Origin of the sequence: Laribacter hongkongensis DSM 14985 (assembly GCF_000423285.1) — a bacterium.
Taxonomy (GTDB): domain Bacteria; phylum Pseudomonadota; class Gammaproteobacteria; order Burkholderiales; family Aquaspirillaceae; genus Laribacter; species Laribacter hongkongensis.
This window is the reverse complement of record NZ_AUHR01000002.1, coordinates 141122-166747: the sequence shown is the minus strand read 5'-3', so window position 1 is coordinate 166747 and position 25626 is coordinate 141122. Positions and strand designations below refer to the sequence as shown.

Below are 25626 nucleotides of genomic sequence, written 5' to 3'. Positions count from 1 at the left end.
TTTCTGCCCCTGCCTGGGTCGGCGACGCCGTCATGGCGCAGCCCCTGTACCGCCGTCTGCACGAACGGCACCCCCGGCTCGAACTGCATGTCCTGGCGCCGGGCTGGACATTGCCGGTACTCGCCCGCATGCCCGAAGTGGCCCGCACCCACCTCAATCCTTTCGGCCACGGCGCACTGGAACTGGTCAAGCGCCTGCGCCTCGGGCGCGAGCTGGCCCGCGAGCAGTTCGACCAGGTCATCGTGCTCCAGAATTCGCTCAAGTCTGCCCTTACGCCGTTTGCCACCGGCGCCGGAATCCGCACCGGCTTTGTCGGCGAGATGCGCTACGGACTGCTGAATGACCTGCGCAAACTGGATGAAAACGCCCTGCCCGACATGGTCGGCCGTTTCGTCTCCCTAGCCGAAGAACCGGGCGTACTGCCCCGGCGGCCGATTCCGTACCCGAGCCTGAGCATCGACCCGGCTACCCGGAAAGCGGCCGTGCAGGCGCTGGGACTGGACACCTCCCGCCCCGTCATTGCTTTCTGTCCGGGAGCCGAATACGGTCCGGCCAAGCGCTGGCCGGCACAGCATTTTGCCGCGCTGGCCGAGCGCTGCCTGGTGGCAGGCAAGCAGGTATGGCTGTTCGGTTCGGCCAAGGACCAGGAGATCGCCCAGGCCATCAAGGACCAGGCCCCGGCCGGTGTCATCAACCTCTGCGGCCGCACCAGGCTGGATCAGGCCATTGACCTGCTGTCACTGGCAGAGGCCGCTGTCTGCAATGACTCGGGGCTGATGCATGTGGCTGCGGCGCTGGGACTGCCGCTGGTGGCCCTCTATGGCAGCTCCAGCCCGGAATTCACCCCGCCGCTCACCGACCGGGCGGTGATTGTCTCCCTGAGTCTGGAATGCAGCCCGTGCTTTGAGCGCATCTGCCCACTGGGGCACATGGACTGTCTCAACAAGCTCGAATCGGGTATGGTATGGGACGCTCTCAACCAAGCAATTGCTCGACAACCCGCATGAACCTGCCCGTCACTGAAGATAACAGCCGCAAGGCCGAACTGGTCCGCGTTGCCGCCCGCCTGTTTCGCGACCACGGGTACGAGCGTACGACCGTGCGCGACATCGGCAATGCGGTCGGCCTGCAATCCGGCAGCCTGTTTTACCATTTCCGGACCAAGGAAGAGATTCTGGTCGCCGTCATGGCGCTCGGCATCACCGACACCACCGAGCAGCTGGCCAGCGCGCTGGCTGCCGCCCGCACACCGGCCGACCGGGTCCGGGCGCTGGTGCATGTCCACCTGCACTCGCTGCTGGGCGACAACCAGGCCGCACTGGAGGTGATGCTCTACGAGTGGCGCAGCGTATCGGACACCTACAAGCCCGGCCTGATCGTGCTGCGTGACCGCTACGAATCGTTGTGGCAACAGGTGCTGGAAGAAGCCGTGGCCCAGAGAGCAGTCAGGGCGCGGGATCCGCACCTGCTGCGCCTGATGCTGCTGGGTGCCCTGCAATGGAGCGTGCAGTGGTTCAAGAGCGACGGCGGTTTGTCGGTCACTGAACTGGCCGAGGAAACCCTGACGTTTTTCCTGTCTCCCCCCGTCGGCGACCAACTGCCCTGAGCAGACCGGCAACAAAAAACCCCCTGATTGTTCAGGGGGTTTTTGCATCCGGGGCCGGTGTGCACCACCAGCCCGGCCATCATCACAGCAGGCCGCGCAGGGCCTTCTTGCGATCGTGTTCGTTCAGGTGACGCTTGCGGACACGGATCGACTGCGGAGTGATTTCCACCAGTTCGTCGTCGTCGATGAATTCGACGGCGTATTCGAGGGTCAGGCGGATCGGCGGCGTCAGGCGCACGGCTTCGTCAGTACCGGAAGCACGCACGTTGGTCAGCTTCTTGCCCTTGATCGGGTTGACCACCAGATCGTTCTCGCGGCTGTGGATGCCGATGATCATGCCTTCATAGAGCTTCTCGCCCGGGCTGACGAACATGCGGCCACGGTCTTCGAGGTTCCACAGGGCGTAGGCCACGGCATCGCCGTTTTCCTGGCTGATCAGCACGCCGTTGCGGCGGCCCGGCATGTCCGGCTTCATCGGCGCGTATTCGTCGAACACGTGCGCCATGATGCCGGTACCGCGGGTCATGGTCAGGAACTCGCCCTGGAAGCCGATCAGGCCGCGGGCCGGAATGCGGTATTCCAGACGGGTGCGGCCCTTGCCGTCACTCACCATGTCCTGAAGCTCGCCGCGGCGGCGGCCGAGTTCTTCCATCACGGCGCCCTGGTTGTCATCCTCGACATCCACGGTCAGCATTTCGTACGGCTCGCACTTTTCGCCATCAATCTCCTTGATCACCACGCGCGGCTTCGAGACGGACAGCTCGTAGCCTTCACGACGCATGTTTTCCAGCAGGATGGTCAGGTGCAGTTCGCCACGGCCCGACACCAGGAACACGTCGGCGTCACCGGTATCTTCCACACGCAGGGCCACGTTGGTCAGCAGCTCTTTCTGCAGGCGGTCGCGCAGCTGGCGGCTGGTGACGAACTTGCCTTCGGTGCCGGCGAGCGGCGAGTTATTGACCTGGAAGTTCATGGTCAGGGTCGGCTCGTCCACCGACAGCATCGGCAGGGCTTCGGGATTGTCGCGTTCACAGATGGTGACGCCGATGCCGATGTCTTCGATACCGTTGATCAGGATGATGTCGCCGGCTTCGGCTTCTTCAACCTGCACGCGCTCCAAGCCCTGGAAACCCAGCACCTGGTTGACCTTGGCTGCCTTGGGCTGACCGTCGACACCGGCCATGACCACAACCTGCTGGCCCGGACGGATGCGGCCACGGGCCACGCGGCCCACGCCGATGCGGCCGGTGTAGGTCGAGTAGTCCAGCGCCGAAATCTGCAGTTGCAGCGGCTCGTCCGGGCTGCCCTTGGGCGGCTCGACGTGCCGGACGATGGTTTCGAACAGCGGACGCATGTCATCCGACTCTTCGTCCAGTTCCATCTTGGCAAAGCCGTTCAGGCCCGAGGCATACACCACCGGGAAGTCCAGCTGTTCATCGGTGGCACCGAGCTTGTCGAAGAGGTCGAAAGTCTGGTCCACCACCCAGTCCGGGCGGGCACCTGGGCGGTCGATCTTGTTGATGACCACGATCGGCTTGAGACCGAGCGCCAGCGCTTTTTTGGTCACGAAGCGCGTCTGCGGCATCGGGCCTTCCTGGGCGTCAACCAGCAGCACGACGCCATCGACCATGCCGAGCACGCGCTCGACTTCACCGCCGAAGTCGGCGTGTCCCGGGGTGTCAACGATATTGATGTGGGTGCCGTTGTAGTTGACGGCGGTGTTCTTGGCGAGAATGGTAATGCCACGCTCGCGTTCAAGATCATTCGAGTCCATCACCCGCTCGGCGATGTGCTGGTTGTCACGGAAAGTGCCGGCCTGGTGCAGGAGCTTGTCAACCAGCGTGGTCTTACCGTGGTCGACGTGGGCAATAATGGCGATGTTGCGGAGATTGCGGGACATTGAAAGAACGCTTTTCGGAACGCTACTGGAAGGCGCGGATTCTAGCACGAGTTTTGCCATGCCGGCATAACCGACTGTTTTTAATGGCCTTGGACAGGACCTCTGGCTTCATGACCTGCACGCCCTCGCTTGAAAGCCGTTCCGGTGCGTGGCAAGGTGCCGGTCCTTTTCCCCCGTCCCGTCCTCCATGCCCACCAGCCTGCCCTACCTGCCGCCTGCTCCGGCACCACTGCATTACCTGCATCAGGATGCAGCCTTGCTGGTTGTCGACAAGCCGGCCGGGCTGCTGACTGTACCGGGACGCGGCCCTGACAAGCAGGACTGCCTGCTGACCCGCGTACGCGCAGATTTTCCCGATGCGGAAATCGTCCACCGGCTGGACATGGCCACCTCCGGACTCGTGGTGTTTGCCCGCGGACTGCTGCACCAGAAAAACCTGATGCGCGCCTTTGCCGAGCGCCAGGTCGACAAGCGTTATGTGGCTGTGGTGGCCGGCTGCCCGCCAGCAAACCGGGGCGACATCAACCTGCCCCTGATCACCGACTGGCCCAACCGCCCGCGGCAGAAGATCGACGCCGAAACCGGCAAGCCTTCACTGACGCGGTATCTGGTGCTGGCCAGCCTGACGGACCCCTTGCCATGCAGCCGCCTGCAACTGGAGCCGGTCACCGGCCGCACGCACCAGCTGCGCGTGCATCTGGATGCCATCGGCCACCCCATCCTCGGCGATCCGCTGTACGGCACGCCGTCCAGCCAGTCCGCAGCTCCCCGTCTGCTGTTGCATGCGGAACATCTGGCACTTCCTCATCCGGATAACGGTGAGCCGTGCCGGTGGTACTGCCCGGCCCCGTTCTGAACTGCCGGTCTGGCTCCTGCCTGCCATCTCGTTTTCCAGCCTTCCTGACACAAGCCGGCAACACACCCGCCAGCCCGGGCCTCACCAAGGATGAACAAGCCCGGTCTGGCTGCCGCATGGCTTGGCAACAGCCATTCACCAAAAGAAAAACCCCGGATCTTCACGCCAGAAGATCCGGGGTTGCTGTTTCACCCGGTGCAGTCAAACCACCGCGGCGCCTGCCGGAGCAGCACGGCCTGGCCGGCTACCCCGCAAGGGCTCGCGCCCGGGCGACCGTTCCTGCCAGTCAGGATTCAGGCGACTTCGCTGTAGTCCTTGATCTGGTCAAAGTTCAGGTACTTGTAAACTTCGGCACCCTTCTCGTTGATGATGCCGATGTTGGCCTGATACTCCTCGACCGTCGGGATCTTGCCGAGCTTCGAGCAGATGGCGGCCAGTTCGGCCGAGCCGAGGAACACGTTGGTGTTCTTGCCCAGACGGTTCGGGAAGTTGCGGGTCGAAGTCGACATCACGGTCGCACCTTCACGCACCTGTGCCTGGTTGCCCATGCACAGCGAGCAGCCCGGCATTTCCATGCGGGCACCGGCACGGCCGAGCACGCCATAGTGGCCTTCTTCGGTCAGCTGCTTGGCGTCCATCTTGGTCGGCGGAGCCATCCACAGGCGCACCGGAATGTCCTGCTTGCCTTCCAGGAGCTTGGAAGCGGCACGGAAGTGACCGATGTTGGTCATGCACGAGCCAATGAACACTTCGTCGATTTTGGTGCCGGCCACTTCGGACATGAACTTCACGTCGTCCGGGTCGTTCGGGCAGGCCACGATCGGCTCCTTGATGTCGGCCAGATCGATTTCGATCACGGCAGCGTACTCGGCATCGTCGTCGCGCTTCAGGAGCTCGCCCTTGGCGATCCACTCTTCCATGGCAGCAATGCGGCGTTCCAGCGTCCTGGCATCCTGATAGCCTTCGGAAATCATCCACTTCATCAGGGTGATGTTCGACTTCAGGTACTCGACGATCGGAGCCTTGTCCAGCGCAATGGCGCAGGCGGCAGCCGAACGCTCGGCAGCGGCATCGGAAAGCTCGAATGCCTGCTCGACCTTCAGGTCCGGCAAGCCTTCGATTTCGAGGATGCGACCGGAGAAGATGTTCTTCTTGCCGGCCTTGGCCACGGTCAGCAGGCCCTGCTTGATCGCGTACAGCGGGATCGCGCCGACCAGGTCACGCAGGGTGACGCCCGGCTGCATCTGGCCCTTGAAGCGCACCAGTACCGATTCCGGCATGTCGAGCGGCATGGCGCCGGTTGCAGCGGCAAAGGCCACCAGACCGGAGCCCGCCGGGAAGGAAATGCCGATCGGGAAACGGGTGTGGCTGTCGCCGCCGGTGCCGACGGTATCCGGCAGCAGCAGGCGGTTGAGCCAGCTGTGGATCACGCCGTCGCCCGGACGCAGGGCAACGCCGCCACGGGTGCTGATGAAGGCCGGCAGTTCCTTGTGCATGCGCACGTCGACCGGCTTCGGATAAGCGGCAGTGTGGCAGAACGACTGCATGACGAGGTCGGCCGAGAAGCCCAGACAGGCCAGATCCTTCAGCTCGTCGCGGGTCATCGGGCCGGTGGTGTCCTGCGAGCCGACGGTGGTCATCTTCGGTTCGCAATAGGTGCCCGGACGCACGCCCTGGCCTTCCGGCAGGCCGCAGGCACGGCCGACCATCTTCTGGGCCAGCGAGAAGCCCTTGCCGCTGTCGACCGGGGCCTTGGGCAGGCGGAAAGTGGTGGAGGCCGGCAGGCCCAGTGCTTCGCGGGCCTTGGCGGTCAGGCCGCGGCCGATGATCAGGTTGATACGGCCACCGGCACGCACTTCGTCCAGCAGCACATCGCTCTTGAGGGCAAAGCCGGCGATCTTTTCACCGTTCTTTTCGATCTTGCCGGCGTACGGATAGATGTCGATCACGTCGCCCATCTCCATCCGGGACACGTCGACTTCGATCGGCAGCGAGCCGGAGTCTTCCTGGGTATTGAAGAAGATCGGTGCGATCTTGCCGCCCAGCGTCACGCCGCCAAAGCGCTTGTTCGGCACGAACGGAATGTCCTGGCCGGTCGCCCACACCACCGAGTTGGTGGCGGACTTGCGGCTGGAGCCGGTGCCGACCACGTCGCCGACGTAGGCAACCAGATGGCCTTTTTTCTTCAGGTCTTCGATGAACTGGATCGGGCCGCGCACGCCGTCCTGTTCCGGCTTGAAGGCCGCATCCGGACGAGTGTTCTTCAGCATCGCCAGATAGTGCATCGGGATGTCCGGGCGGGTGGTGGCATCCGGTGCCGGCGACAGGTCGTCAGTATTGGTTTCGCCCGGCACCTTGAAAACGGTGACGGTGATCTTTTCCTGCACTTCGGGACGCGAGGTGAACCATTCGGCATCGGCCCACGATTGCACCACTTCACGGGCGAAGGCATTGCCCTGGTCCATCTTGACCTTCACGTCGTGGAAGGCATTGAACATCAGGAGGGTTTTCTTGAGGCCGTTGGCAGCCACCTGGGCCACTTCGGCGTCGTCCAGCAGGTCGATCAGCGGCTGGATGTTGTAGCCGCCCAGCATGGTGCCCAGAAGCTCGGTCGCCTTGGCGCGCGAGACCAGCGGGCTTTTGACCGTGCCTTCGGCCACGGCGGCAAGGAACGAGGCCTTGACCTTGGCTGCATCATCCACGCCCGGTGGCACGCGGTGGGTAATGAGGTCGACGAGGAAAGCTTCTTCCCCGGCCGGCGGGTTTTTCAACAGCTCGACCAGGTCGGCGACCTGGTTCTTGTTGAGCGGCAGCGGCGGAATCCCCAGGGCTGCACGTTCTGCGACATGCTGACGATATGCTTCAAGCACGACTCTATCCTCTCTTCTCTTTCTAATGGGCGCGGGGCAAACCCCCGGACGGCACACGCGCCGCGTACTGCTTGCGGCACCGCAAGACAAACGCATTCTATCGTCAGCACTTGCCCCTGTGAAGCGAACCAAGCAACTGCTTGGTATATCGGTCAAGCAGCAATACGTCCTTGCGCCGCCTGCCAATCTGCCCCATGTTGCCTAGGGTAAGCCTGTCGAATCCTGTGTCATTGCCGGAGTCCGATCATGTCCCTTCCCGACCTGCCACCGTTTGTTCCGCTGAATGCGGCAGATTCATCCCTGCACATGGCCAGCCTGCCGGCACTGGAGGCTGCCGGCATCGGCCCGGTGTCCCGCCTGCCGGTCTCGATCCGGCTGGTACTGGAATCGGTCTACCGCAACTGCGACGGCGACAAGATCACGTCTGCACACGTCAGGGCACTGGCCAACTGGCAGGCCACGGCACCGCGTACGGAAGAAATCCCGTTCACGGTGGCGCGTGTGGTGTTGCAGGATTTCACCGGCGTACCGCTCCTGTGCGACCTCGCCGCCATGCGCAGCACGGCCGCCGCCCGCGGCATCGACCCGGAACGCATCGAGCCGCTGGTACCGGTCGACCTGGTCGTGGACCACTCGGTCACCATTGATGCCTACGGCAGCCCGGACGCCTTGCACCACAACATGGAGCTGGAATTCAGGCGCAACCGCGAGCGCTACCAGTTCATGAAATGGGGCATGCAGGCATTCGACACCTTCAAGGTGGTACCGCCGGGCGTGGGGATCGTCCACCAGGTCAACCTTGAATATCTGTTTCGCGGCGTGCACCAGCGCGACGGCATGGCATATCCGGACACGCTGGTCGGTACCGACAGCCATACCACCATGATCAACGGTGTCGGCGTAGTGGGCTGGGGCGTGGGCGGCATCGAAGCCGAAGCGGCCATGCTGGGCCAGCCGGTTTATTTCCTGACACCGGACGTGGTCGGCGTTGAACTGACCGGCCAGCTGAACGAAGGCATCACCGCCACCGACCTGGTGCTGACCCTGACTGAAATGCTGCGCCGCGAAAAAGTCGTCGGCTGTTTTGTCGAATTCTTCGGTAGCGGCACCGCCAGCCTGAGCGTGACCGATCGCGCCACCATCGCCAACATGGCACCGGAGTACGGCGCCACCATGGGTTTCTTCCCGGTGGACGACAAAACGGTGGCCTATCTGGCCGGCACCGGCCGTACCCCGGACGAAGTGGCCCTGTTTGAAGCCTATTTCCGCGCCCAGCAGCTGTTTGGCGTCCCTCAGGCAGGCGCAATCGATTATTCGCGCACGCTGTTGCTCGACCTTTCAAGCGTCGTGGCCTCGCTGGCCGGCCCCAAACGGCCGCAGGACCGGATCGCCCTGCCGGACATGCGCGAGCGCTTCGAGCACCTGCTGTCAGCCCCGCCGGCCGAAGGCGGCTTTGGCCGCCCGGAGGCGGAACTGGGCGAGCGTCACGTCGTAGCGGGTGAAGCCGAAGATATCGGCCACGGCGACGTGCTGATTGCCGCCATCACCAGTTGCACCAACACTTCCAACCCCAGCGTGCTGCTGGCGGCCGGGCTGCTGGCGCAAAAAGCCGTCGCCAAGGGGCTGACGGTCCACCCGCGCGTCAAGACCAGTTTCGGCCCCGGCTCGCGCGTGGTGCCGGAATACCTGAAAGCCGCCGGCCTGATGGATGCGCTGAATACACTGGGCTTCAACGTGGCGGCATTCGGCTGCACCACCTGCATCGGCAACTCGGGCGACCTGGCACCGGAAATCAACGACACCATCACCAGCCGCAACCTCGTCTGTGCGGCCGTGCTGTCCGGCAACCGCAACTTCGAGGCACGCATCCACCCCAACCTGCGTGCCAACTATCTCGCCAGCCCGCCGCTGGTGGTGGCCTTTGCCATCGCCGGACGCGTCAACATCGACCTGACCCAAGAACCTCTGGGCCTCGGTGCCGACGGCCTGCCGGTTTACCTGCGCGACATCTGGCCGGGCTCGGACGAAATCGCCCGCCTGCTGCCGCTCGCCATGGACCCGGCCGTGTTCCGTGAAAAGTACGCGGACTTCACCCGCGACCATGACCTGTGGAACAGCATCACCAGCCCGGCCGGCGAGACCTATGACTGGCCGCCTTCCACCTATATTGCCGAGCCGCCGTTCTTTTCGGACTTCACCGACCAGCCGCCGCCCTTGCAGGCCGTCACCGGTGCGCGCGCGCTGCTGCTGCTGGGAGATTCGGTCACCACCGACCACATCAGCCCGGCCGGCGCGTTTGGCGAGGCCACTCCGGCCGGACTCTACCTGCTGGAACACGGCGTGGCCCGGCCGGATTTCAACAGCTACGGCAGCCGCCGCGGCAATCACGAAGTAATGATGCGCGGCACGTTTGCCAACGTGCGCATCAAGAACCTGATGCTGCCGCCCAGAGCCGACGGCAGCCGCACCGAGGGCGGCTTCACCCTGCTGGACGGCCGGCAGGCCACCGTGTTTGACGCTGCCATGCAGTACCAGGCCCGAGGCATCCCGACGGTGGTGCTGGCCGGCGAGGAATACGGCACCGGCTCCAGCCGCGACTGGGCAGCCAAGGGCACCTATCTCCTGGGCGTGCGGGCGGTCATCGCCCGAAGCTTCGAGCGCATCCACCGCAGCAATCTGGTCGGCATGGGCGTGCTGCCCTTGCAGTTTGCCGCCGGCGACAGCATCGAAACCCTCGGGCTGGACGGCACGGAAACCTATGCCGTCGAAGGCGACGTGCTGGTACCGCAGGCGCAGCTGACGCTGGTGATCGGCCGCGCCGACGGCAGCGTGCTCAGGCGGCCGGTGCTTTCACGCATCGACACGCCGATCGAGGCGGATTACTACCGCCACGGCGGCATCCTGCCGTTCGTCCTGCGGCAGCTGCTGGCCGGATAAGGCAGAAGGCGTCCGCAACCACGGGGCTCTGGCATACTGGCAGACGTTTTTTGCCTGTACTGGAGCCCTGTCATGACCCGCTGGATCGACGTCCGCAGCGATACCGTTACCCAACCGACCCCTGCCATGCGCGAGGCGATGTTCCATGCCGAGGTCGGCGATGACGTCTACGGTGACGATCCGACCGTGCAGGAGCTGGAAACCCTGGCCGCCGGCATCCTCGGCAAGGAAGCCGCCCTGTTCGTGCCGACCGGCAACTTCGGCAACCAGCTGGCGCTGATGACGCATTGCCAGCGCGGCGATGAAGTCATCCTGGGCGACGACTGCCATATCGTCTGGCACGAAACCGGCGGCGCTGCCGTGCTGGCCAGCGTGCAGCTGCGCACCATCGCCAGTGACCGCGGCGTGTTGCCGCCCGGCGAGATCGAGGCCCGCATCCGCAAGGGCGAAGACATCCACTGGCCGCGCACCGGGCTGATCTGCCTGGAAAACGCCCATTCCAACGGCCGTGTCATCCCGCTCGACATCATGGCCGACACCGCCGCCGTTGCCCGCCGCTGGCAGGTGCCGGTACATCTGGACGGCGCCCGCATTTTCAATGCTGCCACGACACTGGGTTGCGACGTGCGCGAGATCACCCGTCACGTCGATACCGTGATGTGCTGCCTGTCCAAGGGGCTGGCCGCTCCGGTCGGATCGATCCTGGCCGGACCGGCCGCTTTTGTCGCCAGGGCCCGGCGGCTGCGCAAGCTGATGGGCGGCGGCATGCGCCAGGCCGGCGTACTGGCGGCACCGGGCCTCCTGGCCCTGACGGTCATGCGCGAGCGTCTGGCCGAAGACCACGCCAATGCGCAATGGCTGGCCGGCCAGTTGCAAGCCCTGCCGGGCATCGAGCTGGACCGGGACAGCGTGCAGATCAACATGGTGTGGTTCCGCTTCACCGGGCCGGTGGATACGGCAGCCCTGATGGAGGCGCTCCGACAGGCCGGCATCAAGGCCAATCCGCCGGAAGAAGGCTGGATGCGGCTGGTGACGCACTGGCAGGTCGACCGGGCCGCCTGCGAACAGGTCGTTTCAGCGATAAAAGATTTTGTATTGAAAAATCAAAAAATCTAAGATTAAAAATCTTAAATAAAAACAAAATACAGCATAACAGACTGTTTTTTTGCAAAAATACAGTCTGTTATCTCTGAAAAATAGCGAGCGCGCTACAATCGCGTCCGCCATCTTCCTCCTGCTGCCAGCCTCATCATGCCCGCCCTTCCTTCCTTGCGCCCGGCCACCCGTGCCGTCCTGATGCTGGTTGCCTCCATCGGCTTCTGGTCCAGCAATGTGGTGATCGTGCGGGCCATGGGTGACGCCATTTCGCCGTGGCTGCTGTCATGGCTGCGCTGGGTGATTGCCCTGGCGGTGGCGCTGCCGCTGTTGTGGCCGGCCGTGCGGGCTGCCTGGCCGCGCCTGTATGCCAACCGTCGCCCGTTGCTGTGGCTGGCTTTCAGCGGATTCGTGGCCAACACCGTGTTCCTGTATGTCGGCCTTTCCGATACCACCGCCACCAATGCCGCCGCACTCCTCAGCCTGACACCGGCGTGGATCATGCTGGCCGTCTGCCTGAGCGGCACGCGGCTGATGCCGGTGCAGCTGGCGGGCCTGGCGCTGTCGATCGCCGGTTCGCTGGTCATCGTGACGCAAGGGCAGCTGGCCAGCCTGCTGGCGCTGGATTTCAACCGTGGTGACATTTTCGTCATCATCAGCGGCATGGCCTGGGCGGCCTATACCCTGCTGCTGCGCCGTCTGCGCGGACGGCTGCATCCCATGGTGCTGATGGTGGCGCTGATGGCGATTTCGGTGGTGATGCTGCTGCCGGTCGCGATCGGCAGCCTGTGGCTGGAAGGCCTGCCTACCCTGGGGCCGGGTGGCTGGACGGCGGTGATGTATGTCGGCATCTGCCTGTCGCTGCTGGCCTATGCGTTCTACAACCGGGCGGTCAGCGAGCTGGGGGGTGCCAGGGCGGGTGCCTTCATGAACCTGATGCCGGGGCTGGCAGCACTGGAATCAGCCGTTTTTCTTGGCGAAGCCTTTCTGCCCTACCACATGGCCGGCATGGTCCTGATCCTGGGCGGACTCTGGCTGGCCTCCAGCCGTCAGGCGGCACGATTTGCCGCCCGTTGTTTGCCGCACCTGCACAGTACCTGACCTGTTTCTGCCGGCACCTATCACAAAAACCGGCAAACCGTAAAAAATCAATTGGCAATCGCTTTATGACGATGTTTTTTTATGGCGAAATGACGGCCTGACCATTTTCAGGTACTGACCATGCTTTGCATTGCTCCGGCGAATGTCCGTCCCGTCCGTTTCTTGTGTGCATCCGGCTGCATCCGGGCAAGGCGACAGACGCGGTGTCCGGCCGGAGGAGCACCCACGGCATGAAGCACAACCTGCCCGTACTTGACCGTGAAACCGTCGTCCCGCCCGGCCTCGTGCTGGTTTCGCGCACCAACCTCAAGGGGGTCATCATCTATGCCAATGATGCCTTCGTATCGGTCAGCGGCTTTACCCGCGAAGAACTCCTGAACCAGCCGCACAACATCGTGCGGCACCCTGACACGCCCCCCATGCTGTTTTCCGACATGTGGTACACCCTGCACAAGGGCGAGCCCTGGCGCGGTACGCTGAAAAACCGCAGCAAGGACGGAGCGTTCTACTGGGTCGACACCTGCGTGGTGCCGGTGCGCCAGCACGACTGCACCATCGGCTACATGTCGGTACGGCAGGCAGCCAGTCCGGACGCGATTGCCGCTGCCCGGCGCCTCATGAACGGAGAAGACACCCCGGCCACCGGCTGGCAACAGCGCATGGCCCACCGCATCGGCATCCGCCGCGGCATCGAACTGGGTACGCGATTCGTCACGGCAGCCATGCTGGCGGGCGGTATCCTGGGCATTGGCGGCCTGCTGCTGGCCAACCGGACCGGAGACATCCTGACCCGCCAGTATGTCGAACCGCTACAGGTCAGTGCGCGGCTTGGCCGGACGCTGGCCGACATCCAGCGCAACCTGCAAGGCTTGCGCCATGACCTGTCCTACGAAGAACCGCTCTCGCAGGCCGAGCGGCGCCAGACGGCATTTGCCCAGAGCGGCCAGTCCATGCAGGCCGACCTGCAACTGCTGTCCGACCGGCTACAGGACACAACCACCCGTGAACGCCTGCAGGACCTGCAAAAAACCCTCACCAGCCTGCAACGAGAAGGGTTGCTGCCGGTCAGCGAAGCACTGGCCAACCAGTCAGCCAGCCAGTTGCAGTTCCTGCTCAGCAACAAGCTGCTCCCGCTGGCCGAACAGGCCGAACGCGAACTGGAAGTCCTGGAAAACCGGCTGGGTGCCTCCGCACTCGAGGAAAACCGTACGGCCAGCCAGCGCAACCACCTGATCCAGCTTCTGGCCATCCTCGGTATTGGCATGTGCATCCTGGCCGTGGTACGCGTCGGCCGCCTGTACCTGACCCACATCATCGACCCGCTCAACGATGCCATCGGCCGCCTTGACCGCATTGCCCAGGGTCATCTGGCGGGTGACATCTGCCTTGAGGGCGCTGGCGAAACCGGTCGCCTGAACCGTGCCAGCACCACCATGCAGCTGCACCTGCGGGTCATGCTGGATGAAATCAGCCAGCTTTCCCGCCACATGGATACCCAGTGCCTGCGCCTCAAGGACCTGCTCTGGCAAGTGGTCGAACATGCCGAGCAACAACATGACCACGTCGGCCGGACCGGTACTGTCCTGCTCCAGATTGCCGACGAAATCTCCGTCATGTCCAGCGGACTGCTGCATGCGCGCAATACTGCCCCCCTGGCAGCAGACAACCTGCACCCGACCCTTGAGCAGGCACAGCAGCATGCCGCCGAAGCCGAAGCCCAGGTACGCGACATCGCCGGCCAGATCGCCACCAGCCGGACGGCCGTGCAGAATGCCTGGCGGGCATCGGAACTGCTGGAGCACACGTCACGGGAGCTGCGCCGGCTGGTGTCACGCTTTGAGCTGACCGACGCCCAGTGGCACCACCGCCCGCTGCTGACGCAGCCGGCCAGTCTGGACGTCTAGCACCAGGCACCGCAATGCCGGCAGATTGCGCCTCCGCATGACTGATACATCCCGATACGGAATGGGATGCTCAACAACCAGCCCAAATCATTACCAATCCCGCTTTGTCCTGATCGGTGAGGCACTGAAGCTGGCCACCGAAGCCGGGCTGACCGGTTGGGAAGCCGGCTAAGGGAAAGCCGCGGTCACCGGCTGCATGGCGGAATGGATTGACCGCTACGGACCGGGCAACCGCGAGGATGTACAGATCATCGAGCAGGCCGAAGGCTGGTTTGCCCTGCATGGCTGGAGCCGCTTTATCGACATTACCGCCCCGGATGACCGGGAACCTAACGTGCCGAACTGTGCGGGCTCCCGGAAACGGGAGCCGGGCGGGCGTGTGGTCTGGTTGGTCAGTCCCAGCGTGTTGCGCGATGAAATCGCACGGGGCCACGACCCGGCCAATGCGGCCAGGGTGTATGCCAGGTTCGGGATGCCGGAAGCTGGTTCAGGGAGCAAAGCTACGTCAGTACACGGGAACCTGGGCTACATGCTCCGATGCATTTCTAAAAATTCGTGGCTATCCAGCGATCTGGGCCAGAAACAAAAACCACACATGCGTAGAAAGAAGGTGTAACGGTGTTACAAGTCTCTGAAGTCCTTGTCCGGAAAGGGCTTCTCTTGTAACACCTGTTACACCACTGCTTTGGTCTGACCTGGCCAAGATTGCCAGCTGATTAACTGCTGCGATCGCACAGCAGGGAATGTATCACCGCAAACCTGATCTTCATTTATTGCGGGATCAGTCCAGATGTTGCTCAAAAAATGCAGCCATCTTGTCAAACGGGATCTTGTCCATCCGGTCGTACAGGTCAGTGTGGTTTGCGCCCTGGACGATCAGCAGCTCTTTCGGCTGCGCGGCAGCTGCATGGGCGGTTTCACTGAAATAGCGCGAGTGCGCGTTTTCACCGTGGATGAAAAGGATCGGGCGCGGAGAGATTTCCCGGATGTAGCTCAGAATCGGCATGTTCATGAACGACAACGGCGTAGTCACGGTCCATGCATTGCCGGAATTGACGGCCCGGGGATGGTAGCCGCGGGGTGTCATGTAGTAATCGTGGTAATCCACGAGAAACTGCAGTTCACCGCCACGCAGGGTGTTGTACGGCGGCTGCCAGGCGGGTGTCCCGCTTTCGGCATCTTTCCATCGCTGCTGTCCGAGTTGTGCCAGCGTTTGCGTGCGCTGCGCGGCCGTCATGCTGTCGTTGTAGCCTTTGGACATCACGCGGGTCATGTCGTACATGGTGCTGGTGACGACCGCCTTGATGCGCTTGTCCACCGCTGCCGCATTCAGCGCCATGCCGCCCCAGCCACAGATGCCGATGATGCCGATCCGCTCACGGTCAACGAAAGGTTGCAGGCCGATGAAATCCACGGCTGCACTGAAGTCCTCGGTATTGATGTCCGGCGAAGCCACGTTGCGCGGCTCGCCACCGCTTTCTCCGGTGTAGGACGGATCGAACGCCAGCGTGACAAAGCCGCGCTCGGCCATGGTCTGGGCGTACAGCCCGGAGGACTGCTCCTTGACCGCACCAAACGGACCGCTCACGACAATGGCCGGCAAAGGCTGGCCTGTCCGCTCTTTAGGCAGGTAGAGATCAGCGGCCAGCGTGATGCCGTAACGGTTCTTGAAAGTAACCTTGCGCTGCTCGACCTTGCTGCTCTTGGGAAAGACCTTGTCCCATTCCTGTGTGAGGGGCAGTGCACCTGTCGTCAGACCAGAAGCCGGTGCGGCTGCCTGTGCCGCCGCGGTGCCAAGCACGGACCCCAGGGCGAGGAGGATCGTGGTCCGGACAAGTTCTTTGAGGCGTGGTTGCTGTCCGGGGTTCTGGGCCGGCAAAGTGGATGTATGCATGAGAATCTCCTGCGGGGAATGGTGAAGGGCTTTTCAAAGAGCAGACCGGCATCGCCTCAGGGGGCTGCCGGCCTGGAAAACCGGATACGTACGTGGCCAGCACCCAGCGCCCGGGCCAGATTGGTTGCATCTTCGACACGGCCGATGCGGGTGTAGGCATAGGGTGAGCTGAACGTCCGGTAGAAAACGACCAGGGTGCTTGATCCGTACAGCATGATGTCGCCACAGCGGATCGTGCCGGGCCGGCTGGCACTGACCGGCAGGGGTTGCGGCAGTGCAGCATGTTTTTCGTTGCCGTTCAGCTCGGCCATGTCGATCAGCAAGGGCAAATGCGCCCCAAGGGCCCGGGCGGCCGGAGTATCGGCAAGGGTGACCGTGAAGCCGGCCTGGCCGATGGTCATTTCCACACGGGATGTCTCTGGCGCATCAAGGACAGGTGCCGCCGGGCCATCCGGCCCGGATACGGCTGCACGGCTGGCGACCAGCATGAACAGACTGACCAGCAGGTGTGCAGCTGGAAGGCAGCAGCTGTTTTGACGATGGTGCGTATCGAAAGCTGACATGCGGTCTTGTGGGCAGGCCGTGCATTCCATGATGTATCTCCTGTGGTAGCGAGGTTCAGGCGGGCACCCGGAGTTGCGAGCGCGCAGTCATTGCGGCCAATAAGGCCGCCAGCAGCAGAATGGCGGCACTGGTCGCAAAGGTGGCCTGGTAGCCGGCGGCGTCGAACAACAAGCCTCCTGTGGTTGAACCCAGCGCAATGGACAGCTGGATCACTGCCACCATCAGGCCTCCTCCGGCCTCGGCGTGGTGAGGCATGGCGCGGGCAATCCAGCTCCACCAGCCCACCGGAGCCGATGTGGCCAGCAGACCCCAGCATCCAAGCAGTACCAGTACGGCACCGGTACTTGCCCCCAGCGGCAGCAACCCCAGGGCGATGACGGCCATCAAGACCGGGATGACGGCGAGCGTGCCGTACAGACTGCGTTTGAGAGCCGGGCCAATCAGGATGGTGCCGATGACACCGGTCACGCCGGTGGCCAGCAGGATCAGTGACAACGTAGACACGTTGACCTGCGTTACCGTTTCCAGAAACGGGCGGACATAGGTAAACAGCGCAAACTGGCCCATGAAAAAGGTGCCGCATGCCACCATGCCCAAGGTGATGAAACGGCTTTTGAGCATCCGGAACACAGTGCCCGGACCCGGATTACGGACCTGCGGCGGCATGGCGGGCAGACTGGTCCATTGCCAGACCAGCACGAGCGCCGCGACCGGGACGAGGCAAAGGAATGCACCGCGCCAGCCCATCACCGCTCCCAGATAGCTGCCCAAGGGGGCGGCGATCACTGTGGCCAGTGCATTGCCGCCATTGAAGATTGCCAGGGTACGAGGCACCCGGTCGGCAGGGACCAAGCGCATGGCGGTCGCGGCCGACAGGGACCAGAACCCGCCGATCACGACACCGATCAGTGCGCGGCCCGTCAGATAAACCGCATAGCCGGGGGCCAGAGCCACCACGGCGCCAGATACTGCCATCAGGCCTGTCAGCCCCAGCAGCAGCATCTTGCGGTCCAGGTCGCCGGCCAGCCATGCAATCGACAGGCTGGCGAGGACAGCGAAGGCACCGGAAATGGCAATACCTTGCCCGGCCATGCCTTCGGTGACGTGCAGGTCTGTGGCGATTGGTGTCAGCAGACTGACGGGCATGAATTCAGAAGCGATCAGCGCAAATACGCACAGCGACATGGCAAACACGCCGCTCCAGTTGGCACGCTGCGTATCAGGCTCTTGTCGCGAGGAATCTGATGGCCGGTGTTTGACCGGTTCGGGCCGGATGCCGGAGCCGGAATGGCGCAGCGCAGAAACGCCGGCTGCGGCCTTGTCGTATGCAGGGCCAGACGACACCGGCAGGTTCGGGTTTTGTGCGGACAGCATGGCCGGGCCATGGTGTCCAAATTGGCGTGGGCTTTTCATGCCCTGAATGTTCACTATTCGGGCACGGATTAACTAGCTAATGAATACTTACAAATCTTATCAGGTGTACTAATCAATCATCCGTGAGACACTGGAGGACATGGCCAAACGCAATCTCAATGATCTGCTCTATTTCGTGACAGTGGCACGTGAGGGCAGTTTTACCCGTGCAGCTTCCCTGCTGGGCATCACGCAATCCGCACTCAGCCAGGCCATCAGTGGCCTGGAAGCCCGGCTTGGCATCCGGCTGCTGACGCGTACAACACGCAGCGTGTCACCCACCGCAGCCGGAGAGCGCCTGCTTGATACGGTCGGCTATCGGCTGGACGAAATCGAGGCGGGGCTGGATGAACTGACCGGCATGCGGGACAAACCGGCCGGCACCGTCAGGATCACCTGCGGCGAGCATGTCTTGCATAGCATCCTGCTGCCCAGGCTTGCTCCCTTGCTGCGGGAATACCCTGACATCAACATCGAATTTGACGTCAACTACGGTTTCAGGGACATCGTGGCAGACCGGTTTGATGCCGGCGTGCGTCTTGGAGACTCCATAGACAAGGACATGATCGCGCTGCCAATCAGCCCTCCCCTGCGTATGGCAGTGGTGGCTTCACCAGCGTACTTCATGGAGCACCCGATGCCGGAAACGCCGAGTGACCTGCTCGGGCACAATTGCATCAACATGCGCATGCAGACTGCAGGGGGGCTTTACACCTGGGATTTCGGTCACCAGGGCCAGACCCTCAGCGTACGTGTGGACGGGCAACTGGTATTCAACACCTCACCCGGGATTGTGGATGCGGCCGTGGCAGGGCTGGGGATTGCCAACTTGCCCGAGGAGGAGTTTGCCCCGCATGTTGAGGCGGGACGACTGGTGCGTGTACTGGAGGACTGGTGCCCTGCGTTTTCAGGGTATTACCTGTATTACCCGAGCCGCCGACAGCTATCACCTGCCTTCTCGCTTGTTTTGAGTGCACTTCGCACGGGGGATTCGTCCAGATTGACCCGGTGAACGGATGATGAAGAAGGCCGTTAAAACCATGAATCGAGATTTTCTGACTTCATGTCCTGGTCAAATGCAGGGTTTTCTGGCCAACCTTTGGCTGGCGGAATCCAAGAGGGCAGCTTTGCCGGATTTGTGGAAAATCTGGAGTGTCACACATGGAAAGCCCTCGAGTGTGACAGCGGTGTAACAGCCACACCCTTGCCTGGCATGGATTTCAGACATTTTTAACACCGTTACACCTTGTTTTGTATCTACACGCAGGTTTCACGGGTATGGATCGCAGGAAAAGCGGATGGACACGTCAGGCCGGGAAAAACATCAGGCGCACTTACCATATGTATGCCACGCCAGCCGGAGACGAGAACGGGAAAAAACCCCCTGCATAGGAAAAGTACCCGCCCCCTCCCCGCAACGCATGGTTGAAAGCCTTGTCTGGAGCGGATGCCGGAGTTGCGGGCGGGTTCTTTCTTTATTTTGTGTTTGAGATGGTAAAAATCACAGGCCTGTCTGCTGGTGCTGGCGCACTTCCAACCGGCCAGAACCGGCATCTGAAAAAGGTATACAAGCCAGTTGTACTGGCAGCCATGACCATCTTGTTTCCATTGTGGCCAGGCCTGGCGTCAACAAACCTTGGCATTGCCTACAACCGGAAACGCGCAAAGGTGTCGCCCACATGCTGGGCGGCCTGGTCCACTCCCGCCACCGTTTCACTGATCGCCTGGAGATTGCGGTCGTTTTCGAGGATATGGCTGTTCATCGACTCGGTGCTTTGCGCCAGCAGGGTGCTGGCATTCTGCTGCTCCTGGGTCGAATCGGTGATTTCCGCCACCTTGCCCACGGCCTCCTCCATTGCATGCCGCGCTTCGCGGATGGTACCGACTACCGACTGCGTCTGCTCCAGCCCGGCGCTGACCGACTCCACGGTGGCGCCCATGTCGTGCACGGCCTGGGCGGTTTCCTGACGCACGGCGCTGATCATCAGGGTGATCTCCTGCGTGGCCGCACCGGCCCGCTCGGCCAGTTTGCGGACCTCGTCGGCCACCACGGCAAAACCGCGCCCCTGTTCCCCTGCGCGCGCAGCTTCAATGGCCGCATTCAGCGCCAGCAGGTTGGTCTGGTCGGCAATGTCACGAATGACGCCGGTAATGCCGGAAATCTCCCCGGAACGCTGGTCCAGCCCGTCCAGCACCGTCCGCAGGCCCTGCACGGCCTGCATGGTTGCCTCCATGCCGTGTGCCAGCGATTCGATGTCACTGGCCGTCTGCTCCAGTTGCCGGTGCGTGGCCCGGACGTGCTGGTCGGTATCGCCGGCATTACCGGAAATGTGGGCAATGCTGACCGAGATTTCCTCTTGCGTGGCGGCATTCGACGACGAAAGGTCAGCCATTTGCCGCGACCGTCCGGCGATGCCATTCATCTGCTGGTTGATGCGCTGGATGTCGTCCACCAGACCGGATGCCTCTTCCCGCAGGTTGCGGAACATCTCGTGCAGGCGCCCGATAAAGACATTGAAGGCCCGGGCGGTTTCAGCCAGTTCATCCTGCCCCTCTTCAGGCAGGCGGACGGTCAGGTCGCCCTCGCCCTGCGAAATGGCGGTCATGGTGTGCTGCAATTGCGCCAGGCCACGCAGTGAACGATGGGTCAGCCAGGAGTTGATGGCCGCCACCAGTGCAATCAGGAGTGCACCGCTGCCGGCCAGCATCAGCAGCAGGGTGTCGAGTGGTGCCAGCACGGCCTCCTTGTAGGTAGCCACGCCAAGATACCAGTTGGTACCCGGCACCTTCTCCCACATCAGCAGCATGTCGGCGCCGTCATTGCGGGGTGATTCGACAAACCGGTCCCGACCGGCCCACTCCGCCAGCCGCTCTGGCGTCAGGCTGGCATTTGAAGCCGTGATGGATTTGAGCACCAGTTCCTTGTCAGGATGCGAGAGCAGGATGCCTTTTTCGTCCACGAGGAACATGTAGCCCCCGCCACGGATGTCGATGTTGCCCAGCACGGCCTTGACCATCTCTTCCATGTCCATGTCTGCCGCCAGTACGCCTTGCAACACGCCGTCCTGCCGCAGTGCGTAGGCAAACGTCACGATGTTGTGGCCGTTCATGGCATTGGTAAAGGGATCGGTCACGATGACCTGCTTGCTCTTGACCGCCGGCTGGTACCACGGCCGTTCGGAGGGCACCCAGCTGGCCGGTGCCTGCCAGCCGTCAGAAAACAGGCTGCGTCCGTCAGGCCAGGCAACGAATACTGCCGGGTAATTGCCGATTGCTGCCGCCTGCTTGAGGTCACGCAGCGGGATTTCTCCCTGCTCGTTCTGGCTGGCGATGCCGGTCAGTACGCGTTCCTTGTCCTGCAACCATGATTCCAGCGTCCGGGTTTGCCCCTGGACCAGCGTATGGATTTCCTGGTTCAGCGTGGAAAGCAGGGAGGTGCGCATCTGCCAGAATGCCACCCCGACCATCAGGGCGCCCAGCGCCACCAGAAAAACCGTATTCCACACCAGAATGCGTGCCTTGAGCGTCCGCATGACCTGCAACCTGTCGTTACGTTGAAGCGCGACAGATTACTGAACTGCAAAATATAAGTGATGGCCAAATTTGAAATACATGATCTGGCACAAACAATTTATGTCATAAGAATCAATGACTGTTTAATACGGTTTTATACAGCTACTTACGGCAACCTAGCCAATCAATACCTGTAAAGTAAACAACATATTTTTATGAGCCAACATAACTAGATCGGAAAAAATCCCAGGCAGGAAAGCATTTAGACCACACGCTCCACTTCACACAGAAAAATTCGCATGTTTCAGTTTTGTTAATCAGCAAGCAATGGCCTGCATCCAAGATAGAAGCTATTGATTTTTAATGTTTTCTTGAAAAATTGAATATTGATTTTGAATTGAAAAACAGTATGCAAAAAACTAAATACTGTTAAAGTTTTAACTCTATCACGATAGATTGCTTGCCTTGCTGACGGCGCAGCATTTCAGCGTGACGGACCATCACCGCCCGGCCATCAGCTGCCGTAATTTCTGGCATTTGGCGTGGATAGCGCCAGTGATTTATCGAATCAGTTAATTAATTTCGACCTCAAGAATCAAATACAATCATAGTATTGTAACAATAATTCTTATTCGGTTAAAATTAAATAAAACAATGAATTTTTATGGCGTAATTTTGCAATTTACCTTCAAATCAAAAACTTGCCGGCAAGCCAGCATTACTTGTATAAACCTGTATCCAGCCTCGTGAAAGCGAACTGGAATCACGCGTAACGAAAGGCAGACCGGAACCTCTTGGCCACCCCAAACCGGGGTTCCCGATGAGCCTCGACCTGAGGCACCGAATCAGCGGCTCCATGAAGTGCGGTTTGCTCACTCCACCACATGCTCAAATGTGAGATTTCCCCACATTTGGCCCACGGTACCGGCTCGCGATAACGTGATCCTGTGTGCACAGGAACTTGAATCGTATGGCTCAACGCCTTTTGTCACAACAGTCTAGAGACAGGCTGCCATGGACATCCTGAATGGCAGCACACGGCATCTTTTGAAGTGGTTGAGCGCGCAGACCCATTTTGAAAACACCCCATGGATGAGGCTGTATCCGGCCATCCTTCGACGAACAAGCCCTGAGTTCAATCGAGGGCATCTTCGTAGCCAGGCCCGCGAAAGCGAACGGGGTAGTCCGGGTGGCGGACAGGGGTAACGCACAATGGGGGGTGCGCGGTAGGCAACGGGGTGCCGCACACCACGACGATGCCGGTTGGCAGTCGCAGCCCGGCAGCCAGCCTTCACAAACCGGGAGAACCGGACTCCTGACCCGGCCACACATGCCTCTCACCGGCACGTGACTGGCGCGGGGATGCACGACCGGGGCTCCGCCTTGCCGGTGATTGCAAAACAGGAAGCCGGCCTGTTTCCATTCGATCATGCCCAGTGCGCCATGTCCCGTCCGGCCACAGCCCGGAAGCCGGCAGCATACCGGATCAAGCTGAACGCAGCTGCCCCGCTCCCGCAACCGGCCAGCATCCCCGTCATTCCGGTGACGGGGTGCATCGTTCTCAGACCGTGCTGGCTGCTGCGACGGTCAGCACCACCTTGCCGCGGTTCTGGTTGGATTCGAGATAGCGGTGGGCCGCCGCCACTTCAGCCAGCGGAAACGTCCGGTCCACCGTGGCCCGGACATCGCCGGCCACGATGGCCGGAATCACCGTGTCCTGCACCCGGGCGGCCAGACGTGCCTTGGTAACCGGATCACGGTTACGCAGCGTCGATCCGATGACGGTCAGCCGCTTCATCAGCAACTGACCAAGGTCGAGTTCGGCTGACCGGCCGGCCATGAAGGCGATCAGTACCAGCTTGCCGTCCTGGTTCAGGCAGGCGAGGTTCGGCCCCAGCGTGGCACCACCGACCGGATCGAGGATCAGGTCCACCTTGCCCGCCGCCCGCACGGCCCCGGCCACATCGGTAGTCCGGTAATTGATGGCCAGACTGGCGCCCAGGCTTTCGCAGAACGCGCATTTCCCGTCACTGCCGGCCGTGGTCAGCACGGTGGCACCGCTCAGGCGCGCCAGCTGGATGGCGGCGGCTCCCACACCGCTGGCACCGGCATGGATCAGCACCCGCTGGCCCACGTGCAGGTCGCCCAGCTCTCGCAGGTTCAGCCACGCCGTCATCCACGCTTCGGGCAGGCTGGCAGCCTCGACAAAACCCATTCCGGCCGGCAGGCGCATGGCGAGGCTGGCCGACACGAGGGCAAATTCGGCGTAGCCGCCACCCGACACCAGCGCAGCAATCCGCTCGCCCGGCACAAATCCCGTCACGCCGGCACCGATGGCGTCGATCTCGCCCGCCACCTCCAGCCCGAGGATGGCAGAAGCTCCGGGCGGTGGCGGGTAATGGCCTTCACGCTGCATGACATCAGCCCGGTTGACCCCCGCCGCACGCACGCGCAGGCGCAACTGGCCAGGACCGGGCTCGGGAATCGGCATATCGCCAAGGCTCAGGGTATCGGCTGCTCCAGGGCAGGATTGCACAACAGCTTTCATGGCAGTCTCCTTCATTCAGGGGCATGCCATGCAGTGTAGCCGTCTGTCGGCTATCCGGGCAGCCAGTCGCGCAGGCGGAAAGCACACATGCCGGCCATCAGGGCCGGCCGGCGCAGCAGGCTGCCTCCCGGAAAATCTGCGTGCCGGAGGCGCTCGAACACGGCCAGCCGCCGGTCCTTGCCCTGGACGGCCTCGGCGATCACGCGGCCGGCCAGACCGCTCAAGGCCACGCCATGTCCGGAAAATCCCTGCATGTAGAATGCCCGGCCTGCGGCAAACCGGCCCAGATGCGGCGCCCGCGAGCGCGAAATGTCCACCAGCCCGCCCCAGCAATGATCGATCCGCACGTCAGCCAGATGCGGAAAGACCTTGAGCATGTTGCGCCGCAAGCCCTGCTGCACCCGCCAGGGCGTCCACCCGGAATAGCTGACCTTGCCGCCGAACAGCAACCGTCCTTCCGCCGACAGGCGGAAATAATCAAGGATATGGCGGCTGTCACAGACGGCTGCGCCGGTCGGCAATACGTCGTACACCCGCCGCCCCAGGGGTTCGGTGGCGATCATGTATGTCCCGACCGGCATGATCTTGCGCCGCAGCTCGGGCACCAGCCGGCCCAGGTGAGCATTGCCGGCCAGCACGACCTGGTCGCAGCGCACCACGCCATCGGCGGTTTCCACCCGCACCTTGCCCCCGGTGAAATCCAGGTTGCGGACGCAGGAACCTTCATGGATCCGCCCGCCTTCTTCCTCCAGCGCCTGCGCCAGCCCCAGCGTATAGCGCAGCGGGTGCAGGTGGCCGGAACAGTTGTCGAACATGCCGCCGAGATAGCGGTCGCTGGCAACGTGATAACGCAAGGCGCCACGATCCATCAGCGTCAGTTCCGGATACTGGTAGGCCGATTCCATCTGCTCGACCTGGTCGATCAGGGCATCCATGTGCCGGGGATGGTTGGCAACCTGCACGTAACCGAACTGCAGGTCGCAGTCGATGGCGTAACGGCGGCAGCGCTGGCGGATCATTTCCACCCCTTCCAGCGACCAGCGCCACATCCGCAGCGCATCATCCTGGCCCAGTTGTGCCTCCAGCCAGGGTTGGCCGCAGGCATAACCATTGATGACCTGTCCGCCGTTTCTGCCGCTGGCAGCCCAGCCAAGTCGCGAACCTTCCAGCAGGATGACCGGCACACCGGCCAGCGCCAGCTCCAGGGCTGCCGACAGGCCGGACAGGCCACCGCCCACCACGCAAACGGAGGTGGTGACTTCACCTGCCAGTGGTGCTCGAAGAGGCAGTCCTTCCGCGCAGTACGCGTAGCAGGATGCGGCATGGGGCTGGCGATCACAGGCGAGCAGGGAGGGCATGCAAAACCTTCTATTTGCAGTCAGGGCCATGCCGGTCAGCAAGCCAGCCCGGCATCAAACCCTCAAG

Annotated in this window: 17 protein-coding genes; 9 read left to right on the top strand and 8 right to left on the bottom strand. The window is 62.4% G+C overall.

Annotated elements, in window-relative coordinates; all coding sequences use genetic code 11:
• The first annotated feature begins 32 nt into the window (after positions 1 to 32).
• Positions 33 to 1007, top strand: coding sequence for a lipopolysaccharide heptosyltransferase II (gene waaF / locus G542_RS15670; protein ID WP_373276914.1), 975 nt, complete (start codon positions 33 to 35; stop codon positions 1005 to 1007).
• Positions 1004 to 1606: a TetR/AcrR family transcriptional regulator gene (locus G542_RS0102320; protein WP_012697618.1), complete on the top strand. Its 603-nt coding sequence runs from the start codon at positions 1004 to 1006 to the stop codon at positions 1604 to 1606. The genes waaF and G542_RS0102320 overlap by 4 nt, the downstream gene beginning before the upstream one ends.
• Positions 1607 to 1688: 82 nt before the next feature.
• Here G542_RS0102320 and typA read toward each other — a convergent pair whose 3' ends face one another.
• The gene (gene typA / locus G542_RS0102315; RefSeq protein WP_012697619.1) at positions 1689 to 3506 is read right to left on the bottom strand and encodes a translational GTPase TypA; all 1818 of its coding nucleotides are present in this window, start codon (positions 3504 to 3506) and stop codon (positions 1689 to 1691) included.
• A 187-nt stretch (positions 3507 to 3693) separates the two neighbouring features.
• Here typA and G542_RS0102310 point away from each other — a divergent pair, with 187 nt between their 5' ends.
• The gene (locus G542_RS0102310; RefSeq protein ID WP_027823275.1) at positions 3694 to 4362 is read left to right on the top strand and encodes a pseudouridine synthase; all 669 of its coding nucleotides are present in this window, start codon (positions 3694 to 3696) and stop codon (positions 4360 to 4362) included.
• Positions 4363 to 4655: 293 nt separating this feature from the next.
• Here the strand turns inward: G542_RS0102310 and acnB are convergent, their stop codons facing one another.
• On the bottom strand, positions 4656 to 7232 hold the full coding sequence (gene acnB / locus G542_RS0102305) for a bifunctional aconitate hydratase 2/2-methylisocitrate dehydratase (protein WP_012697621.1): 2577 nt from the start codon (positions 7230 to 7232) through the stop codon (positions 4656 to 4658).
• A gap of 246 nt (positions 7233 to 7478) precedes the next feature.
• On the opposite strand from acnB, the gene acnA reads away from it, so the two are divergent.
• From acnA to G542_RS0102275, 5 genes are all read left to right on the top strand, one after another.
• On the top strand, positions 7479 to 10169 hold the full coding sequence (gene acnA, locus G542_RS0102300; protein ID WP_012697623.1) for an aconitate hydratase AcnA: 2691 nt from the start codon (positions 7479 to 7481) through the stop codon (positions 10167 to 10169).
• A gap of 72 nt (positions 10170 to 10241) precedes the next feature.
• On the top strand, positions 10242 to 11285 hold the full coding sequence (ltaE, locus tag G542_RS0102295; RefSeq protein WP_012697624.1) for a low-specificity L-threonine aldolase: 1044 nt from the start codon (positions 10242 to 10244) through the stop codon (positions 11283 to 11285).
• A 135-nt stretch (positions 11286 to 11420) separates the two neighbouring features.
• Positions 11421 to 12365, top strand: a complete 945-nt coding sequence (locus G542_RS15665; RefSeq protein ID WP_012697625.1) for a DMT family transporter — start codon at positions 11421 to 11423, stop codon at positions 12363 to 12365.
• Positions 12366 to 12595: 230 nt separating this feature from the next.
• On the top strand, positions 12596 to 14269 hold the full coding sequence (locus tag G542_RS0102285) for a PAS domain-containing protein (RefSeq protein ID WP_012697628.1): 1674 nt from the start codon (positions 12596 to 12598) through the stop codon (positions 14267 to 14269).
• Between the two features lie 196 nt (positions 14270 to 14465).
• The gene (locus tag G542_RS0102275; protein WP_027823274.1) at positions 14466 to 14885 is read left to right on the top strand and encodes a hypothetical protein; all 420 of its coding nucleotides are present in this window, start codon (positions 14466 to 14468) and stop codon (positions 14883 to 14885) included.
• Positions 14886 to 15050: 165 nt separating this feature from the next.
• Here G542_RS0102275 and G542_RS0102270 read toward each other — a convergent pair whose 3' ends face one another.
• The 3 genes from G542_RS0102270 to G542_RS0102260 are packed head-to-tail and all read right to left on the bottom strand — an operon-like array spanning position 15051 to position 18101.
• Positions 15051 to 16163 (bottom strand): alpha/beta hydrolase, encoded by a 1113-nt coding sequence (locus G542_RS0102270; protein ID WP_081666712.1) that lies wholly within the window; start codon positions 16161 to 16163, stop codon positions 15051 to 15053.
• 56 nt (positions 16164 to 16219) lie between these two features.
• On the bottom strand, positions 16220 to 16726 hold the full coding sequence (locus G542_RS15660; protein WP_244878668.1) for a cyclophilin-like fold protein: 507 nt from the start codon (positions 16724 to 16726) through the stop codon (positions 16220 to 16222).
• Positions 16727 to 16781: 55 nt separating this feature from the next.
• The gene (locus G542_RS0102260) at positions 16782 to 18101 is read right to left on the bottom strand and encodes an MFS transporter (RefSeq protein WP_244878667.1); all 1320 of its coding nucleotides are present in this window, start codon (positions 18099 to 18101) and stop codon (positions 16782 to 16784) included.
• Positions 18102 to 18240: 139 nt separating this feature from the next.
• Here G542_RS0102260 and G542_RS0102255 point away from each other — a divergent pair, with 139 nt between their 5' ends.
• Positions 18241 to 19152: a LysR family transcriptional regulator gene (locus tag G542_RS0102255; protein WP_012697634.1), complete on the top strand. Its 912-nt coding sequence runs from the start codon at positions 18241 to 18243 to the stop codon at positions 19150 to 19152.
• Positions 19153 to 19786: 634 nt separating this feature from the next.
• Here the strand turns inward: G542_RS0102255 and G542_RS0102250 are convergent.
• The 3 genes from G542_RS0102250 to G542_RS0102240 form a co-directional block, all read right to left on the bottom strand.
• Entirely contained in the window at positions 19787 to 21673 is a 1887-nt protein-coding gene (locus G542_RS0102250; protein ID WP_027823270.1) for a methyl-accepting chemotaxis protein, read from the bottom strand.
• Between the two features lie 1541 nt (positions 21674 to 23214).
• Positions 23215 to 24201 (bottom strand): NAD(P)H-quinone oxidoreductase, encoded by a 987-nt coding sequence (locus G542_RS0102245; protein WP_012697637.1) that lies wholly within the window; start codon positions 24199 to 24201, stop codon positions 23215 to 23217.
• Positions 24202 to 24251: 50 nt separating this feature from the next.
• On the bottom strand, positions 24252 to 25559 hold the full coding sequence (locus G542_RS0102240) for an NAD(P)/FAD-dependent oxidoreductase (RefSeq protein WP_012697638.1): 1308 nt from the start codon (positions 25557 to 25559) through the stop codon (positions 24252 to 24254).
• Between the last annotated feature and the right edge of the window lie 67 nt (positions 25560 to 25626).

Bases quoted from the DNA above. Each gene is read 5' to 3' on its own strand.
- G542_RS0102240 (WP_012697638.1), bottom strand. From the start codon at position 25,559: ATGCCCTCCCTGCTCGCCTGTGATCGCCAGCCCCATGCCGCATCCTGC.
- G542_RS0102255 (WP_012697634.1), top strand. From the start codon at position 18,241: ATGGCCAAACGCAATCTCAATGATCTGCTCTATTTCGTGACAGTGGCA.
- G542_RS0102320 (WP_012697618.1), top strand. From the start codon at position 1,004: ATGAACCTGCCCGTCACTGAAGATAACAGCCGCAAGGCCGAACTGGTC.
- G542_RS0102270 (WP_081666712.1), bottom strand. From the start codon at position 16,163: ATGCATACATCCACTTTGCCGGCCCAGAACCCCGGACAGCAACCACGC.
- G542_RS0102245 (WP_012697637.1), bottom strand. From the start codon at position 24,201: ATGAAAGCTGTTGTGCAATCCTGCCCTGGAGCAGCCGATACCCTGAGC.
- G542_RS15660 (WP_244878668.1), bottom strand. From the start codon at position 16,726: ATGTCAGCTTTCGATACGCACCATCGTCAAAACAGCTGCTGCCTTCCA.
- G542_RS0102275 (WP_027823274.1), top strand. From the start codon at position 14,466: ATGGCGGAATGGATTGACCGCTACGGACCGGGCAACCGCGAGGATGTA.
- G542_RS0102260 (WP_244878667.1), bottom strand. From the start codon at position 18,101: ATGCTGTCCGCACAAAACCCGAACCTGCCGGTGTCGTCTGGCCCTGCA.
- G542_RS15665 (WP_012697625.1), top strand. From the start codon at position 11,421: ATGCCCGCCCTTCCTTCCTTGCGCCCGGCCACCCGTGCCGTCCTGATG.
- G542_RS0102250 (WP_027823270.1), bottom strand. From the start codon at position 21,673: ATGCGGACGCTCAAGGCACGCATTCTGGTGTGGAATACGGTTTTTCTG.
- G542_RS0102285 (WP_012697628.1), top strand. From the start codon at position 12,596: ATGAAGCACAACCTGCCCGTACTTGACCGTGAAACCGTCGTCCCGCCC.
- waaF (WP_373276914.1), top strand. From the start codon at position 33: ATGGCGCAGCCCCTGTACCGCCGTCTGCACGAACGGCACCCCCGGCTC.
- ltaE (WP_012697624.1), top strand. From the start codon at position 10,242: ATGACCCGCTGGATCGACGTCCGCAGCGATACCGTTACCCAACCGACC.
- acnA (WP_012697623.1), top strand. From the start codon at position 7,479: ATGTCCCTTCCCGACCTGCCACCGTTTGTTCCGCTGAATGCGGCAGAT.
- typA (WP_012697619.1), bottom strand. From the start codon at position 3,506: ATGTCCCGCAATCTCCGCAACATCGCCATTATTGCCCACGTCGACCAC.
- G542_RS0102310 (WP_027823275.1), top strand. From the start codon at position 3,694: ATGCCCACCAGCCTGCCCTACCTGCCGCCTGCTCCGGCACCACTGCAT.